Origin of the sequence: Gordonia hirsuta DSM 44140 = NBRC 16056, assembly GCF_000333015.1 — a bacterium.
Taxonomy (GTDB): domain Bacteria; phylum Actinomycetota; class Actinomycetes; order Mycobacteriales; family Mycobacteriaceae; genus Gordonia; species Gordonia hirsuta.
In genome coordinates, this window is record NZ_BANT01000014.1 from 30966 (window position 1) to 47027 (window position 16062).

A 16062-nucleotide genomic window follows, 5' to 3' on the forward strand; every position below is an offset into this window, starting at 1 on the left:
GTTCTCCAGCGCTCGATCAGATCAGGTCAGACCAGGAGGACCAGGGGGCCGATGGTGACCAGCAGACCCACCGCCAATGCCAGCAGCGTGGTGGCCAGATCCCGCTTGCGCAGCACATAGGAGAAGGTCACGATCGCGAAGATCACCAACACCGCCAGGATCAGGGCCAGGTACACGTACTGCTTCCACAGCACGGTGAAACCCCAGAACAGTCCGGCGCCGATCGCCAGGCCCAGCACCACTTCTCCGGCCAGACCCAGCCAGCCCCACAGCGGAGAGCGGACCTTCCCGGCCGGTTCGGTCTCGGGGACGGCGGCGTCGGCGGCGTCCTGAGCCGCGGTCAGTTCACCGGTGCTGGCCAGATGATCGCCGACCGCGGGTTCGGTCTGATCGAGCGCATCCACGGCCGCGGCGGTGTCCTCGTCGAGGGCGACGAACGCCGTCGGTTCCTGCGTGTACGCCGCATCGCCGGTGAACACGGTCGCCGACGGCAACGATGAATCGGCGGAGACGACGGTGACCTCCGGCAGCGGCTGTTCCCCGGTCGGGAGGTCCACTCCGATCAGATCGTCGGGGTCCACGGCCCGCAGACCCCCGGTGCCCGGCGCGGTGGCCTCGGTCTCGTCGTCGTCGGTGACCACCGGGATGATCCCGGTGACCACGTTGGCCGACTCGGTCTTGCGCGGTGTCGACGGGCTGTAGTCGGGCATACCGGAGGCCCCGATGATCCGGGCCGGCGACGGTTCCGGAGCCGGCGGTGTGTAGCCGGGCATACCGGACGCGGTCGGTCCGGAGGCGGTGGTCGGCGAGGCCGAATCCTTCCCGCCCCGACGCCGCGACGGGCGGCGCACGGCGGCGGCCTCGTCCCGCGGGAAGGCCTCGTCCTCGGGCACCGTCCGGGCGATGAGGTCCTCTACGGTGATCGGACGCGACTCCGGATCCTTAGCCATCGACGGCGACTCCATCCTGCTGATCGGCGCGCGAAGGGTGCCACGCGCGGTATCGGCCCGATTCTACGGCTCGATCGTCATGGGTCCGGCAGGCTCGCTGTCGAGCCGCCGCAGAATCACTCCCTCGCGAAGCGCCCACGGACATATCTCGAGTCTAGCCACACCCAGCGCCCGCATCGTCGCCTCGGCGACCAGGGCGCCGGCCACGATCTGCGGGGCCCGGTCGACGCTGACACCCTCCAGTTGGGCCCGGTCGGCGGTGGTCATCCGGGAGATGAAGGCGATCAGCTGCCGGATACCGTCCTGGGTGATGCTGCGCTGCACGTGCGGTCCGGCGCTGGAGGGGGCCGCACCGGTCAGCCGGGCCAGCGACCGGAAGGTCTTGGACGAGCCGACCGCCAGATTCGGTTTGCCCGCACTCTTCAGCTGTTTGGCCGGGCCCTTGAGCTCCGCATCGAGCCAGTCCCGCAACACCGCCACCCGGCGGTGACTGGGCGGATCGTCGGTGATCCATTCGCGGGTCAGCCGCCCGGCCCCCAGCGGCAGTGAGATCGCGATATCGGGTTCCTCGTCGACACCGTTGGACATCTCCAGCGAGCCGCCGCCGATGTCCAGGGCCAGGATCCGGCCCGCCTGCCAGCCGTACCAGCGGCGCACCGCCAGACAGGTCAGCCGGGCCTCGTCGACACCGCTGAGCACCACCGGATCCAGACCGGAGGTCTGCCGCACCCGCTCGAGCACCTCGTCGGAGTTGGTGGCATCGCGCACCGCCGAGGTCGCGAAGGCGATGATCTCCCCGCACCCGGAGGACTGGGCGATCTTGGTGAAGTCGGCGACGGTGGAGACCAGCGTGTCGGCCCCGTCCCGGGTCATCTTGCCGTCGTCGTCGATCTGCTCTGCCAGGCGCAGCACCGCCTTGGTCGAGCTCATCGCCGTGGGGGCACCGCCGGCCTTCGCATCCACGACCAGCATGTGCACCGTATTACTGCCCACATCGAGCACTCCGAGTCTCACCGCTACGAAATTACTGTGCGCGAGGCGGCCACGCGACCCCGGAGAGGACTACGGTGGGTCGCTGTGGCCCACGATCGTTCCGGCGCAGCACCCGCCCCAGAGGTTCCACTCGACTTTCCGCGCGAGTGGTACGAGTTCTTCGACCCCGACGACCCCGAGCATCTGATCAGCGTCGACCTGACCTGGTTGCTGTCGCACTGGACATGCGTGTTCGGCACACCGGCCTGCCGCGGCATCGTCGCCGGACGTCCCGACGACGGCTGCTGCACCCACGGCGCGTACCTGACCGACGACGACGATCGGGCCCGGCTGGACGCCGGGGTGGCGATGCTGACCCCGCAGGACTGGCAGTTCCATCCGGCGGGTTCGGGCGCCGACCCCCTGGGGCCGGACGGCTACCTGGAGGAAAGCGACGTCGACGACGAGCCCGCCCTGAAGACGCGTGTACACGAGGGAGCCTGCATCTTCGCCAACCGTCCCGGCTTCCCGGCCGGACAGGGCTGCGCCCTGCACGCGGTGGCGCTGCGCCGCGGTATCGAGCCGCTGACGGTGAAACCGGACGTCTGCTGGCAGTTGCCGGTGCGCCGGGAACAGGAGTGGGTCACCCGCCCCGACGGCACCGAGATCCTCAAGACCACCATTACCGAATACGACCGGCGCGGCTGGGGCGAAGGCGGCCACGACCTGAAGTGGTACTGCTCGGGCTCCCCCGACGCGCACGTCGGGGCCACCGAGGTCTACCAGTCGTACGCTCCCGAACTCACCGAATTGCTGGGCGCGGCCGCGTACGAGGAACTGGCGCAGGTCTGCCGCAGCCGGGCCCGGCTGGGCATCGTCGCGGTGCACCCGGCCACCGCGGCGGCCACGGCACGCCGGAGCACCGACATCAAGTACGAGCAGCTGTGAGGCCGGAGAGCTCCACTCAGGGCGCGAACTCCACTCAGGGCTCGAACTTGTAGCCCAGCCCGCGCAGCGTGATCAGATGCCGCGGCTGGCTCGGATCGGGTTCGATCTTCGAGCGCAGCCGTTTGACGTGCACATCGAGGGTCTTGGTGTCGCCGACGTAGTCCGCACCCCACACCCGGTCGATGAGCTGACCGCGGGTCAGCACCCGGCCGGCGTTGCGCAGCAGGTACTCGAGCAGATCGAACTCCTTGAGCGGGAGCGTGATCTCCTTGCCGGAGACGGTGACGGTGTGCCGCTGCACGTCCATGCGCACCGGTCCCACCTCCACCACGCCGGTATCGACCTCGTCGTCCTTGCCGGCCGGCGCCCCCCGGCGCAGCACCGCGCGGATGCGGGCGATCAGTTCGCGGGCCGAATACGGTTTGGTGATGTAGTCGTCGGCGCCGAGTTCCAGACCGACCACCTTGTCGATCTCGCTGTCGCGGGCGGTCACCATGATCACCGGCGTCGACGATTTGGCCCGGATCGCCTTGCAGATCTCGGTGCCGGACATCCCCGGCAGCATCACGTCCAGCAGCACGATGTCGGGTTTGATCCGCTCGAAGGCGGGTACGGCCTCGGAGCCGTCGTTGATGATGCTGGCCTCGAAGCCCTCCTTGCGGAGCAGGAATGCCAGCGGGTCGGCGAGGGATTCCTCGTCTTCAACGATCAGTACATGCGTCACAGCGCGTCTTCCTCTGAGTCAGCGGAGGTGGATATCGGGATGTACAGGGTGAATGTGGATCCGGTGCCCGGCTTGCTCCACAATCCGATGTGGCCGCCGTGGCTGGCGGCCACATGCTTGACGATCGCCAGGCCCAGTCCGGTGCCGCCGGTAGCGCGCGACCGGGCCTTGTCGACGCGGAAGAAGCGCTCGAAGACGCGCTGCTGATCGGAGGCGGCGATCCCGATCCCGCGGTCGGTCACGGCCACGGCCACCATCGTGCCCTCGTCCATGTGCACGAGCTTGCGGCTGACCGAGACCACTTCGCCGGGCTGGGAATGGTTCACCGCGTTGACGATCAGGTTGTTCAGTGCGGTCAGCAGCAGGGTGCGATCGCCGGGGACGGTGAACCCGGTGGGCTCATCGCAGACCAGCTCGATCTGCGCGACCTCGGCCGAGACCGCCGCCGACCCGAGCGCATCCTCGACGAGTTCGTCGACGTCGATCGGACTGAACTGATCGATCCGTCCCTCCTGCAGGCGGGACAGCCCGATCAGCTCGTTGATCAGGGTGCTCATCCGGGTGGCCTCGTGCAGGACGCGATGCCCGAAGTGGTCGACGGCCTGCGGATCGTCCCGGGATTCGAGCATGGCCTCGGTCATCAGGCTGATCGCCCCGAGCGGGGTCTTCAGTTCGTGCGAGACGTTGGCCGCGAAGTCGCGGCGGGTGGCCTCCACACGCAGGTTGGTCGAATCGTCGTCGCCGTAGACCAGGGCGTACCGGGAGGTGCCGTGTTCGGCCAGGCGCACCACGCAGCGCACATTCTCGATGGTGCGCGGCATGGTCCGGCCGGTGGAGACGAAGCCCATCGCCGAGATCGGCGGAACGTAGTCGAAATGCCGGTCGACGCCGGTGGCGAAGACCTCGCTGACCACCTCGGCGACCGGGTCGGCCAGGCCGTCGCGCAGCAGCCCTAGGTCCACCGCGCGCTGGTTGAACAGCACGATGTTGTGGTCGACGTCGACCACGGCCGTCCCGGATTCGGAGTGGGCGACCAGCAGATTCAGCAATCCGCCGCGGCTGACCGAGCCGTCGCTGTTGTAGGTGACCGCTTCTTCGCCGACGAAGGCCGGACCGGCGATGCCGTCGTGCGTCTCGCCGGCCCGCAGCGGCGCGGCGGCGACACGACCCGGATCCGTCTCCGGGGACTGGAAAGAATCGGACACAACCGGCAGTCTACGGTCAGTCAACGCCCGGGGGCGACTCCACCGGTACCGGTTGGCGCAGCGTTCACGCAGGATTCGTGTGCATGAAGGCCAGGTGAACGCCGTGGCGCGGGTTCTACGAGGAGGAGACCACCAGATCGGCGTACTCGGGATGCTTCTCCAGGTAGCTGGTCACATACGAGCACACCGGGATCACCTTATTCCCGTCGGCGCGGATCTGGTCCAGGACCTGGCGCACCAGCTGGCCGGCGTAACCGCGACCGCCGAAGCGGTCGAAGATCACCGTGTGCGTCAGCGCCAGACGATCACCGTCGGCGTAGCCCGAGTCGCTGGTGTAGTCGATGAAGCCGACCTCGACCGGGCTCCCGTCTTCTTCGACCTCGGCGCGGAAGCGCTCGCGATCGACCAGGTGAGTTACCGTGATTGCGCCGTCAGTCATGACTCTAATGTAGCCGAGCCGGCGACCGCTCGCAGGAGCGTTTCGCGTCGTCCCCGCGGACAGTGCTGGGACGACGCGAGACAGCCACGTATTCGGCTGGGCGCTACTTGTTTCCCTGGGCCGCGACGGCGGCGGCACCGGCAGCAGCGGCCTCGGGATCGAGGTAGCGACCGCTGGGTGCCAGCGGATCCTTACTCGGCGAAACCGACCGCAGATCCTCGTCGACCTCGTACACCAGCGGGTTGCCGGTGGGGATGTTCAGCTGGGCGATGTCGGCGTCGGAGATGTCGTCGAGGTGCTTGACCAGTGCCCGCAGCGAGTTGCCGTGCGCGGCGACCAGCACCGTCTTGCCGGCGCGCAGATCGGCGCCGATGCTCTCCTGGAAGTACGGCATCAGGCGCTTGACCACATCGAGCAGGCATTCGGTCAGCGGGACCTCGACGTCGGCGTACCGCGGGTCTCCGACCTGGCTGTACTCGCCGTCAGGATCGATGGCCGGCGGCGGGGTGTCGTAGCTGCGCCGCCACAGCATGAACTGTTCGTCGCCGTACTTGTCCTTGGTCTCGGCCTTGTTCAGCCCCTGCAGGGCGCCGTAGTGACGCTCGTTGAGGCGCCAGTCGCGGACCACCGGGATCCACAGCCGGTCGGCGCTCTCCAGCGCCAGGTTCGCGGTGATGATCGCGCGCTTGAGCAGCGAGGTGTACAGGACGTCGGGCAGCAGCGAGTTCTCGGCCAGCAGCAGGCCGGCGCGCTTGCCTTCTGCCACACCCTTGTCGGTCAGGTTCACGTCCTGCCAGCCGGTGAACTGGTTGGAGGCGTTCCACTCGGACTCACCGTGACGCATCAGAATCAGCTTGCCGTTGCTCATGCGTTCAGTCTCCCATACCGCTCTCACCGGCACGGTAACGACGCACGACCGCCGACAGCGTCACATTTCGCCGCGCTGCGCCGGGGCCCGGCGGGGTCCCGGACATGCCGACGGCCCGGTCGTCGCACACACCATCTGCCAGAGCGTGAGGATGAACCCGACGAACACCAGGGGGATCGCGAACAGCAGTGCACCCCACACCGTCGGCCAGTGCGACACCCCGACGGCGGCGACCGCACCCAGCGTGACGACGACGAGCCACGACATCCAGGTCCGCATGACCTTCGCCGCAATCACCGGCGGTCCGACCAGCGCGAGCCCGATCGCGATGAGAGGCCACCACCCGACCGCGTAGTAGAGCGGGCTCTCACAGGTGGCATCCGCCGGGGCGCCGTTGAGCGAGAGTTCTCCCATCTTGGCGCACCCCATCGACGCCGACGCGGCAGTGCTGCGCGCATTCAGTACCGCGAACGCGAGCGCGATGAGCGCCAGCGCGATCCAGGCGAGCCGGATTCCCCGCATGCCGCCGAGCCTACGCGGCCCCTCGATGCCGAAAGGGCGGCCACGGGGAACGTACCCTCGGTGGCCGCCCTTCGGCAGCGCGTGTCAATCTACTTGCGCAGATCCTTCCGCAGGATCTTGCCCGACGCGGACTTCGGCACGGCGTCGATGAACTCGACCTGGCGCACCTTCTTGTACGGGGCGACCCGCTCGGCGGTGAACTCCATGACCTCGTCGGCGGTGAGCTCGGCGCCCTCGGCCACCACGACGAAGGCCTTGGGCACCTCCTCGCCGTCCTCATCGTGGGCGCCGACCACGGCGACGTCGGCGATCTTCGGGTTGGTCAGCAGCAGCGCCTCCAGCTCGGCCGGCGGCACCTGGTAGCCCTTGTACTTGATGAGCTCCTTGAGCCGGTCGACGATCGTGACACAGCCGGTCGCGTCGACGGTGGCCATATCGCCGGTGCGCAGCCAGCCCCCCTCGACGATGGTCTCGGCCGTGGCGGCATCGTTGTTCAGGTAGCCCACCATCACGTTGGGGCCCTTGACCCACAGTTCACCGGGCTCCGAGACACCCTCGGCCGGGATCTCGACATCGGCCCCGGTCCCCGGATCGACGATGCGGTTCTCGGTGTTGGGCACCGCCCAGCCCACCGAGGCCAGCGGTGCCCGGACGCCGCGGGTCTTCTCGCCGCCGTCGAACGGGATCAGGTGGCTGACCGGCGAGAGCTCGCTCATGCCGAAGCCCTGCAGCATGGTCAGCCCCAGACGCTTGGCCACCGCATTGCCCAGCTCCTCGTCCAACGGCGCGGCACCCGAGACCATGGTGTGGATCGACGACAGATCGAACTTGTCGACGATCGGATGCTTGGCCAGGGCGACGGCGACCGGCGGGGCGATGAACGCATAGGTGATCTTGTGGGTCTGCACCGACTCGAGGAACTCGACCATGTCGAAGCGCGGCATCACCACCAGCGAGGCGCGGGCCTTCAGGGCCGCGTTGAGCAGCACCGTCATCCCGTAGATGTGGAAGAACGGCAGCACCGCCAGGACCACGTCGTCGGACACCATGCCGTTGATCGGCTCGATCTGGGCGACGTTGGCCACCAGGTTGCGGTGGCTGAGCATGACGCCCTTGGGGTTGCCCGTGGTGCCCGAGCTGTAGGGCAGCACCGCGATGTGGGTGGCCGGGTCGAACTCGACCTCCGGCGCGGGCAGACCGGCGCCGAGCAGATCGGCGGCGTTGGGGTGACCGGAAGCGGCCTGGCCCTCACCGTCGAGGATGATGATGTTCTCGTCGGCGATACCGACCTCGCGCGCGGCCTCCAGAGCCTGCGGCGCCATCATCGAGATGGTCACGAGCATCTTCGCCTTGGCGTCCACCAGCTGCTTGCGGATCTCGTTCGCGGTGAACAGCGCGTTCAGCGTGGTCGCGGTGGCGCCGGCCCGCAGGATGCCGTGGAAGACGGTGGCGAAGGCCGGGATGTTCGGTGAGAGCACGGCGACCACGTCGCCGACGCCGATACCGCGGGCGGCCAGGGCCCCGGCGGCCGCATCGATCGAGCCGATCAGCTGGCGGTAGGTGGTGGTGGCACCGTTGCGGGAATCGATCAGCGCGGTGCGATCCAGGTCGCCGTCGGCGATCGAACCGAACAGGAAGTCGTAGACGCTGACGTCGGGGATCTCGACGTCGTCGTACGGATTGCGGAAGCTCATGAACATCCTTCGTCGGGGAGTGTGCCGGGCAATCGTACCAACACCCGACGTCACGATTCGGGGCTGTTCTCCAGCTGTCCGCCACCGGGGGTGACCTCGTCGATCGCGGTCGGCGCCGCATCGGGAAGCGGTCCGATGTCGGGGAGTTTCTCCGGATCGATCAGATGCGCGAAGGCCTCCAGATTCTTCATCGACTCCCCGCGGGCACTGCGCCAGGCCCACTCGCGGTGGATCGAGGTGAGGAAGCCGAGTTCGAGCAGCTTGTTGAAGTCGCCGTCGGCCGCTTCGAGGACCTGGCCGAGCACCCGGTCCACTTCACCGGTGGTCAGCGCCTCGGTCGAGATCCGGCCGACCAGGTAGACGTCGCCGACGTTGTCCAGGGTGTAGGCGACCCCGTACAGCCGGCGGTTGCGCACCAGCAGGTACCGGTAGAAGGCCGTGTGGTTCTCATCGGCCCGGCGACAGACGAAGGCCTCCACCCGCACCCCGTGCATACCGGCGGTCAGCAGCACGGTGGTCTTGAGCTTGCGGACCCCGGGCAGTTCGACGACGACGTGCTCGGCGCGTTCGGCACCCGAGGCTTTGCGCACGTAGTCGATCCCCGAGGCGGCAAGCGCCTCCTCCAGGGTTGCCAGATTCGTTGCGGTGGGGTCGGTCATCCTGCCATCCTCGGTCGGGTTCGGAGCCAGTTGCGGGCGCGGCGCCCCAGCGGCGCCCGGCGGGTCGGGCCGGGCGGGAAGTCACCCATGGCCGCATCGTAGGAGGCCAGGAGAGCGTCGGTGGTGTGTTCCCAGGAGAACTCCCGGGCATGGGCCACGGCGGCGGCGCCGTAGCGGTCCAGCCGCACCGGATCGGCCAGCAGGTCGGCGAGCTCGCCGGTCCAGAGGTCGACGTCGTGGCCGGCCACCAACCGGCCGCTCACCCCGTCGACCACGGCCACCCCCAGCCCGCCCACATCGGCGGCGATCACCGGCACCCCGCAGGCCTGCGCCTCGATCGCGACCAGCCCGAAGCTTTCGGAGAAGCTCGGTACGGCCACCAGATTCGAGGCCCGGTAGACCTGCACCAGATCGGCCGGCGGCTGCGGCGGCCGGAAGTCGACGCGGTCGCCGACGCCGAGCCGGGCCGCCAGATCCACCAGCGCGGTCGGCCGGGCCAGGCCACTGCCCGAGGGGCCGCCGACGATCAGCAGTCGCAGCCGGCCGGTGGGGTCGGCGCGGATCAGCGGCGCCATCGCCGCCAGCAGGACGTCGGGCGCCTTCAACGGCTGGATCCGTCCGACGAAGGTGACGTACACCGCCTGGTCCACCAGCCCCAGGGCCGCGCGGGCCGCCGCACGCGGGCCCGGCGTGTAGCAGTCCAGATCCACCCCGGGGGCGACGATGTCGATCTTGTCCGGATCGGCGTCGTAGAAGTCGACCAGCTCGTCGGCTTCGGTGCGGGTGTTGGCGATCAGCCGGTCGGCTTCGGCCACCACCTGCTGTTCGCCGATCACCCGCCCCATCGGTTCGGCGGTGTCCCCGCCGGCCAGCGAAGCGTTCTTGACCGCGGCCAGCGTGTGCGCGGTGTGCACCAGCGGCACCCGCCAGCGGTCCCGCGCCAGCCAGCCGACCTGGCCGGACAGCCAGTAGTGGGAGTGGATCAGGTCGTAGTACCCGGGGGCCTGTGCCGCTTCGGCGCGCAGCACGTTGGCACTGAAGGCGCACAGCTGGCCGGGCAGGTCCCGCTTGTCCAGGCCGTCGAAGGGACCGGCTTCGACGTGACGCACCAGCACCCCGGGGGCGGCCGGCACGATCGGGCTGTCCGACGAGGACGTCGCCCGGGTGAAGATCTCCACCTCGATGCCGCGCTGGGCCAGTCGCCGTGCGGTCTGCCAGACGTAGACGTTCATCCCGCCGGCATCTCCGGTGCCCGGCTGAGAGAGCGGCGAGGTGTGCACCGAGATCAGCGCGAGCCGCCGTAGACCGGTCATGCCCCTAAGGGTAGTGCGCCGTTCGCCCGGTCCCGCCGTAGTCTGTCGATAACGATTGTCATTAGCAGGAAGGCCGGTCCACCCATGCGCACCCCGTCCACTCGCCGCCGCGGCAACACGCTGCGCCGGCTGGCCGTGACCGCCCTGATCGCCGCCACCGGCATCGCCGCCGTCGCCTGCTCCTCCTCCGAGGAGTCCGGTCCGCCGCTCAACGAGCATCCCGTCGTCGTGGCCTCCACCGATGTGTGGGGTTCGGTGGCCGCCGCCGTCGGCGGCGAACACGCCGAGGTGACCTCGCTGTTCAACTCTCCCGGCGCCGATCCGCACGAATTCGAGCCGTCCATGGCCGACACCGCCAAGATCGAGGACGCCGACGTGCTGGTGTTCAACGGCGGCCACTACGACGCCTACGTCGAGACCGCGGCGCAGAGCTCCCGCGCACTGAAGATCGATGCCGTCTCGCTGCTGCCCGGCGGCGACGCCACGCACGACCACGACGGTCACGAGGGCCACGATCACGGCTCCGGCGCCAACGAGCACGTCTTCTACGATCTGGCACTGGTCGGGCAGGTCGCCGATAAGACCGCCGAAGCCCTCGGCCGGGTCGCACCGATGCACGCGCAGTACTACCGTGACAACGCCGCCGAGTTCAACACGGGGATCGCGGGTCTGCGCGAGCGGCTGGCCACGATCAAGAAGGCCCACGACGGCACAGAAGTCGGCTCCACCGAACCGCTGTCGACGTATCTGCTGACCGAAGCCGGCCTGGTCGACATCGCCCCGCAGGCCTTCGCCGCCGCAGTGGAGAACGGTCAGTCCCCCTCGGCCGCCGACGTCGCCAAGTTCACCGACCTGATCGAGAAGCACAAGATCGAGGCGCTGATCTACAACACGCAGGCGGTGGACCCGGCGACGCTGACGGTGCTGCAGATCGCCCGCCGCAACAGCGTGCCGGTGGTCGAGCTGACCGAGACGCTGCCCCGCGGCGTCACCAGCTATCTGGACTGGCAGTCCGGCCAGATCGGTCAACTCGAGCGGGCGTTGGCCGCATGAGTGCTCGCCCCGTCGTCAGCTTCAGCGGCGCCACCCTGGCCATCGGCGACCGGGTCCTGTGGCGCGATCTGGATCTGGACGTGCGGCCCGGCGAATTCGTCGCCGTGCTGGGCCCGAACGGATCGGGTAAGACGACGCTACTGCGCACCATCCTGGGACAGCTGCCGCTGACCGGCGGCAGCCTGCAGGTGGACGGGCGCCTGGGTTACGTCCCGCAGCAGCACGCCGGCGACTCCGATGCGATGGCCCTGCGTGGGCGTGATCTGGTGGGCTTCGGCGTCGACGGCACCTCCTGGGGGATCGGGCTGCGCGGGTGGCGCACCCGGGCGGCCCGGGTCGATGACGCCGTCGCCCAGGTCGGTGCGCAGAGTTTCGTCGACAAGCCGATCGGCCTGCTCTCCGGCGGCGAACAGCAGCGGCTGCGGGTGGCCCAGGCCCTGACCAACGATCCCGATGTGCTGCTGTGCGATGAGCCGCTGTCGAGTCTGGACCTGCGGAACCAGCGCACCGTCGTCGATCTGCTCGACGCCCGCCGGCGGGCCGCCGGGACCGCGATCCTGTTCGTCACCCACGAGATCAATCCGGTGCTGCCTTTCGTCGACCGGGTCCTGTATCTGGTCGACGGCCACTTCCGGGTCGGCACCGTCGATGAGGTGATGAACTCGGCCACCCTGTCGGAGCTGTACGGCAGCCGGATCGATGTGGCCGAGGTCGGCGGGCGGCTGGTGGTGATCGGCGGCGACGGCGAGCACCACAACTGCCAGGAGCATCCCTACCTGGTCGACGGCGATCCGACCCAGGTGATCGCCCGATGACCACGAGCGTGCTGGCCGCCGGCATGGGTGATTTCTGGAACTTCTCGCAGACCGGCGACCTGCTCTCGCGGACCTTTGTGCAGCAGTCGCTGCTGGCGCTGGCGCTGCTGGGCCTGATCGGCGGGCTGCTCGGGCCGATGATCGTGGCCCGGCAGATGAGCTTCGCCGTGCACGGGGCGGCCGAGTTGAGTTTCACCGGCGCGGCGGCGGCGCTGCTGCTGGGTTTCAGCGTGAACCTGGGCGGTGTGATCGGCGCGGTCGTGGCCGCCGCCGTCTTCGGCTGGCTGGGTAACCGCGCCCGCGAACGCGATTCGGTGATCGGCGTGGTGATGGCCTTCGGCCTGGGTCTGGGTGTGCTGTTCCTGCACCTGTACGGACGCGCCGGCACCGGCTTCGCCCTGTTGACCGGGCAGGTGGTGAGCGTGGGCCGGTCCGGTCTGCTGGCGGTGACGGTCACCTCGGTGGTGGTGATCGTGGTCCTGGCGCTGATCTACCGGCCGCTGCTGTTCGCCAGCCTGGACCCACGGGTGGCCTCGGCCGCCGGGGTGCCGATGCGGGCACTCTCGGTGGTCTTCGCGATCCTGGTCGGACTGGCCGCGGCCCAGGGCGTGCAGATCATCGGTGCACTGCTGGTGATGTCGCTGTTGATCACACCGGCCGCGGCGGCGGCACGGCTGACCGCCTCGCCGCTGCGGCAGGTGGTGCTGGCGGTGCTCTTCGCCGAGATCTCCGCCGTCGGCGGTCTGATCCTGTCGCTGGCGCCGGAACTGCCGGTGTCGGTGCTGGTCACCACGATCTCGTTCGCGATCTACCTCCTGGCCCGCCTGTTCGGGATGCGGGCCCGCGAATAGCGTCCTGCCCCGCGGTCTCCCACTCCCACTCCCACAGCTCAGTTCTCCTCATCGAATCCCGGGTTGCACCGGCTGGCGACCATCTCGTTGGGGCTCACCACCGGCCGCGCCGGTTCCAGATTCCAGCTCGGCTTCTCCGGGTCCACCAGCCGGGCGAAGGTCCAGTGGCAGTCGAACTGCGCACGCATGCCGGGGGTGTCACCGTCGGGTGCCAGCGCCAGCACCTCGCGCCAGGCGCTCTCGGCCACCGTGTCGCCGGACACCTCGCGACCGGCCCGCGTCGGGTAGATCTGCAGACTCGGTCCCACTTCCGTCTGCGCCCAGGCCACGCGCTCGATGTACGGCGGCGGCAGGCTCGGGGGCATCGGGCGGCGGCTGACCGGGCTGCTGGCGGCTGGCAAGGAAACGACGGGTAGCGCAGACTCGGACGATGACACCGTCGTCTGCCGCTCGGCCTGCTGATCGGGCGCCGGCGCCTCCTCGGAACCGCAGCCGGTCAGCGCGGCCACCAGCACCGCGGCGACGACCACCGGGACTCCCTCCCCTGTTGCCGGCGCCCGCCGCAGCCCGGCACGCGGCCGCCCGCTTCGCAACCGTCTCACTCGCGCCGCAGCTCCAGGTGCACCCGCTCCCAGGCGGCGCGGCGGGCGCCGTCGGGGTCGTCGACCACGCGCGCCGGATCGTCGATCAGCAGCACCCGCCGGTCGTCGATCGAGTAGGGCGGCCACTGTTCCGACGGCACTCCGGTCCGGGCGAACCACGTCCACAGCGACTGCATGGTGGCGGTGATGCGCTTGGTGGAGCCCCAGCTGCCTAGCGCCGCCAGCCCCACGCCGATCGGATGCCGGTAGATCCCGAAGATCGCCAGCAGTTCAGTGGCGTGTGTGGCACCGATGCCACTGAGTTTGAGGGCGCGCACCGAGTAGTCGTACCGGTACACGTAGGTCGGTGAGTGCTTGGCATGGTGCTCGGCGAACAGGCTCGTCGGGATCCAGAAGACGGCGTCGGCCGACAGCCGGACCTCGTCCCGAGTACCCGGATAGAGGCGGGCCAGCTCTTCACGCACCTCGGGGTCGTGCACACCGACCAGGAATTGTGCCGGTTCGGGCAGGATGCTCCAGAATCGGGCGAACAGCTCACCCTCGTCCAGGTTGCTGCCGGCGATCAGCGGCACCCGATGGGTGCGCCCGCCGATCGCCGCGGCCACCGGGGACTGGGGCAGGTACTCGCCATCGACCACCGGGGCGAAGGGCATCGGATCGGACAGCTGCGCCTGCCGGGTGAAGGCGAGGACGCGGTTACCCGCACCCAGCAGCTCGAACGGGTCGGCGCCGTCGATTATGCGCGCGACCTGATCGGGGGTGTGGAAGGGCTCGGTACGTTCAGGGCCGACGCGCCGGCGCGGGTCCACCACCTGGCGGACGAATTCGTCGGCGATCAACTCCGAACTCTCCCGGTGAACCACCAGGTCCGCCGCCGGACTCTGGGCGATGGCCCGGGAGAACAGGCCCTGCGCGGACGGTGTGGACAGCAGCGTCAGCACGGCCGCACCGCCGGCGCTCTCGCCGAAGACCGTCACCCGGTCCGGATCGCCGCCGAAGGATGCGATGTTGCGCTGCACCCATTCCAGTGCGGCGACCATGTCCCGCAGACCGCAGTTGACGTCGAACGGCCGCTCCGGCGTCGAATAGTCGCTCAGATCCAGGAAGCCCAGCGGACCGACCCGGTAGTTGACGGTCACCACGATCACATCGCGGGCGCGCGCCAGGAAGGCGCCGTCGTAGATCGGTGTGGCACTGCCGCCCAGGATGTAGGCGCCGCCGTAGTTGAAGACCATCACCGGGCGGCCGGCGGCGGCGACGGTATCCGGTGCGAAGACGTTGAGTGTCAGGCAGTCCTCACTGCGCGGCTGGAAGGTGCCGTCGCCGCGTGCGGTGAACATCTTGTCCTGGATCGGCGACGGACCGTAGTCGTGGCAGGCAAGGGTGTCGGTCCACGGCTGCACCGGCTGCGGCGCCCGCAGTCGCAGCGGACCCACCGGCGGGGCCGCATAGGGGATTCCGCGCCAGGAGATCGTGCCGCGGCGGCTGCGGCGCCCCCGCTGTCCCTCGACCGGCCCTTCGGCGGTCGCCACGTGGGTGTCCATCAAAGCCATGGCACCCAACAGTAGTGCGAGCCCACCCGGCGGGGACACCGGCCGCACAGTGAGCGGCCCGAACCCCGGCCCTGCGACCGAATCGGGACCGCCGTACTGCCCTACCATGAGAGGGTGTCTTCTACCGCCCGCTCAGCCGCCGTCGACCTGAACGCCGACCTGGGCGAGGGCATGGGCGACGACGCCGCCATGGTGCAGCTGGTCTCCAGCGCCAACGTGGCCTGCGGTTTCCATGCCGGGACCCCGGCCCTGCTGCGCCGCACCTGTGAGCAGGCGGTCGCCGCCCAGGTGCGGATCGGCGCTCAGGTGTCCTATCCGGATCGGGACGGTTTCGGCCGCCGGTTCATGGAGATCGAGACCGACGATCTGATCGCCGACGTCCTCTTCCAGATCGGTGCGCTGACGGCGATCGCCCGCTCGGTCGGCGGGACGGTGGACTACGTGAAGCCGCACGGTGCGCTGTACAACGCGATCGTCTCTCATCACGAGCAAGCCGGCGCAGTGGTGACCGCCGTCGGCGAGTCCGGTCTGGCGTTGATGGGGCTGCCCGGTGCGGTGGCGCTGGACTTGGCGCGCGCCCAGGGGATCCCGGTGCTCACCGAGGCTTTCGCCGATCGCGCCTACACCCCCGAAGGCACGCTGGTGCCGCGCAGCCGGGAAGGCGCGGTCCTGACCGACTCGGCGACGGTCGCCGGCCGGGTGGTGGACCTGGTGGTCTCCGGCGAGCTGACCGCGATCGACGGCTCGACGATCGCGGTGCAGGCCGACTCGATCTGTCTGCACGGGGACACCCCCGGCGCCGTCGACCATGCCCGCGCGGTCCGAACTGCGCTGGCCGCTGCCGGCATCCGCGTCCAGCACCGATGACCACCCAGCACCGATGACCACCCAGCA

Annotated in this window: 17 protein-coding genes; 5 read left to right on the top strand and 12 right to left on the bottom strand. The window is 69.4% G+C overall.

From position 1 onward, the window contains the following. Nucleotides 1–26 precede the first annotated feature (26 nt). Nucleotides 27–950, bottom strand: coding sequence for an Rv0497 family membrane protein (locus GOHSU_RS05230; RefSeq protein WP_005937926.1), 924 nt, complete (start codon nt 948–950; stop codon nt 27–29). Nucleotides 951–1013: 63 nt separating this feature from the next. Continuing rightward, a complete protein-coding gene (locus GOHSU_RS05235) occupies nt 1014–1964 on the bottom strand; it encodes a Ppx/GppA family phosphatase (RefSeq protein ID WP_005937929.1) in 951 nt (316 codons plus the stop codon). Between the two features lie 63 nt (nt 1965–2027). On the opposite strand from GOHSU_RS05235, the gene GOHSU_RS05240 reads away from it, so the two are divergent. Then, a complete protein-coding gene (locus tag GOHSU_RS05240) occupies nt 2028–2870 on the top strand; it encodes a DUF3109 family protein (RefSeq protein WP_005937932.1) in 843 nt (280 codons plus the stop codon). Nucleotides 2871–2904: 34 nt separating this feature from the next. Here the strand turns inward: GOHSU_RS05240 and GOHSU_RS05245 are convergent, their stop codons facing one another. From GOHSU_RS05245 to mshA, 8 genes are all read right to left on the bottom strand, one after another. After that, entirely contained in the window at nt 2905–3594 is a 690-nt protein-coding gene (locus GOHSU_RS05245) for a winged helix-turn-helix domain-containing protein (protein WP_005937935.1), read from the bottom strand. Continuing rightward, complete coding sequence (locus tag GOHSU_RS05250; RefSeq protein WP_005937938.1) at nt 3591–4799, bottom strand: sensor histidine kinase; 1209 nt, start codon at nt 4797–4799, stop codon at nt 3591–3593. Before GOHSU_RS05250 ends, GOHSU_RS05245 begins: the two co-directional genes overlap by 4 nt. Before the next feature lie 115 nt (nt 4800–4914). Next, nucleotides 4915–5238 carry a GNAT family N-acetyltransferase gene (locus GOHSU_RS05255; protein WP_005937941.1) on the bottom strand — a complete coding sequence of 108 codons (324 nt, stop codon included), beginning with the start codon at nt 5236–5238 and terminating at the stop codon, nt 4915–4917. Between the two features lie 103 nt (nt 5239–5341). Then, nucleotides 5342–6106, bottom strand: coding sequence for a phosphoglyceromutase (locus tag GOHSU_RS05260; protein ID WP_005937945.1), 765 nt, complete (start codon nt 6104–6106; stop codon nt 5342–5344). 60 nt (nt 6107–6166) lie between these two features. Then, nucleotides 6167–6628, bottom strand: coding sequence for a hypothetical protein (locus tag GOHSU_RS05265; protein WP_005937948.1), 462 nt, complete (start codon nt 6626–6628; stop codon nt 6167–6169). 89 nt (nt 6629–6717) lie between these two features. After that, nucleotides 6718–8322 (bottom strand): AMP-binding protein, encoded by a 1605-nt coding sequence (locus GOHSU_RS05270; protein ID WP_005937951.1) that lies wholly within the window; start codon nt 8320–8322, stop codon nt 6718–6720. A gap of 50 nt (nt 8323–8372) precedes the next feature. Further along, a complete protein-coding gene (locus tag GOHSU_RS05275; protein ID WP_005937954.1) occupies nt 8373–8981 on the bottom strand; it encodes a type III secretion system chaperone family protein in 609 nt (202 codons plus the stop codon). Further along, on the bottom strand, nt 8978–10294 hold the full coding sequence (gene mshA, locus GOHSU_RS05280) for a D-inositol-3-phosphate glycosyltransferase (protein ID WP_005937957.1): 1317 nt from the start codon (nt 10292–10294) through the stop codon (nt 8978–8980). The genes GOHSU_RS05275 and mshA overlap by 4 nt, the downstream gene beginning before the upstream one ends. 84 nt (nt 10295–10378) lie before the next feature. Here mshA and GOHSU_RS05285 point away from each other — a divergent pair, with 84 nt between their 5' ends. The 3 genes from GOHSU_RS05285 to GOHSU_RS05295 are packed head-to-tail and all read left to right on the top strand — an operon-like array spanning nt 10379 to nt 13013. Continuing rightward, nucleotides 10379–11347, top strand: coding sequence for a metal ABC transporter solute-binding protein, Zn/Mn family (locus GOHSU_RS05285; protein WP_005937960.1), 969 nt, complete (start codon nt 10379–10381; stop codon nt 11345–11347). Beyond that, a complete protein-coding gene (locus GOHSU_RS05290) occupies nt 11344–12162 on the top strand; it encodes a metal ABC transporter ATP-binding protein (RefSeq protein WP_005937963.1) in 819 nt (272 codons plus the stop codon). The genes GOHSU_RS05285 and GOHSU_RS05290 overlap by 4 nt, the downstream gene beginning before the upstream one ends. Next, nucleotides 12159–13013: a metal ABC transporter permease gene (locus GOHSU_RS05295; RefSeq protein ID WP_005937966.1), complete on the top strand. Its 855-nt coding sequence runs from the start codon at nt 12159–12161 to the stop codon at nt 13011–13013. The genes GOHSU_RS05290 and GOHSU_RS05295 overlap by 4 nt, the downstream gene beginning before the upstream one ends. A 38-nt stretch (nt 13014–13051) precedes the next feature. Here GOHSU_RS05295 and GOHSU_RS05300 read toward each other — a convergent pair whose 3' ends face one another. Both GOHSU_RS05300 and GOHSU_RS05305 read right to left on the bottom strand, forming a co-directional pair. After that, entirely contained in the window at nt 13052–13543 is a 492-nt protein-coding gene (locus tag GOHSU_RS05300; protein ID WP_005937969.1) for a DUF2599 domain-containing protein, read from the bottom strand. A gap of 68 nt (nt 13544–13611) precedes the next feature. Further along, on the bottom strand, nt 13612–15168 hold the full coding sequence (locus tag GOHSU_RS05305; RefSeq protein WP_024332806.1) for a carboxylesterase/lipase family protein: 1557 nt from the start codon (nt 15166–15168) through the stop codon (nt 13612–13614). Nucleotides 15169–15282: 114 nt separating this feature from the next. Between GOHSU_RS05305 and GOHSU_RS05310 the strand changes: the two genes are divergently transcribed. Beyond that, nucleotides 15283–16035 carry a LamB/YcsF family protein gene (locus GOHSU_RS05310; RefSeq protein ID WP_005937975.1) on the top strand — a complete coding sequence of 251 codons (753 nt, stop codon included), beginning with the start codon at nt 15283–15285 and terminating at the stop codon, nt 16033–16035. Nucleotides 16036–16062 lie beyond the last annotated feature (27 nt).

Bases quoted from the DNA above. Each gene is read 5' to 3' on its own strand.
- GOHSU_RS05275 (WP_005937954.1), bottom strand. From the start codon at position 8,981: ATGACCGACCCCACCGCAACGAATCTGGCAACCCTGGAGGAGGCGCTT.
- mshA (WP_005937957.1), bottom strand. From the start codon at position 10,294: ATGACCGGTCTACGGCGGCTCGCGCTGATCTCGGTGCACACCTCGCCG.
- GOHSU_RS05270 (WP_005937951.1), bottom strand. From the start codon at position 8,322: ATGAGCTTCCGCAATCCGTACGACGACGTCGAGATCCCCGACGTCAGC.
- GOHSU_RS05290 (WP_005937963.1), top strand. From the start codon at position 11,344: ATGAGTGCTCGCCCCGTCGTCAGCTTCAGCGGCGCCACCCTGGCCATC.
- GOHSU_RS05305 (WP_024332806.1), bottom strand. From the start codon at position 15,168: ATGGCTTTGATGGACACCCACGTGGCGACCGCCGAAGGGCCGGTCGAG.
- GOHSU_RS05230 (WP_005937926.1), bottom strand. From the start codon at position 950: ATGGCTAAGGATCCGGAGTCGCGTCCGATCACCGTAGAGGACCTCATC.
- GOHSU_RS05255 (WP_005937941.1), bottom strand. From the start codon at position 5,238: ATGACTGACGGCGCAATCACGGTAACTCACCTGGTCGATCGCGAGCGC.
- GOHSU_RS05265 (WP_005937948.1), bottom strand. From the start codon at position 6,628: ATGCGGGGAATCCGGCTCGCCTGGATCGCGCTGGCGCTCATCGCGCTC.
- GOHSU_RS05295 (WP_005937966.1), top strand. From the start codon at position 12,159: ATGACCACGAGCGTGCTGGCCGCCGGCATGGGTGATTTCTGGAACTTC.
- GOHSU_RS05260 (WP_005937945.1), bottom strand. From the start codon at position 6,106: ATGAGCAACGGCAAGCTGATTCTGATGCGTCACGGTGAGTCCGAGTGG.
- GOHSU_RS05285 (WP_005937960.1), top strand. From the start codon at position 10,379: ATGCGCACCCCGTCCACTCGCCGCCGCGGCAACACGCTGCGCCGGCTG.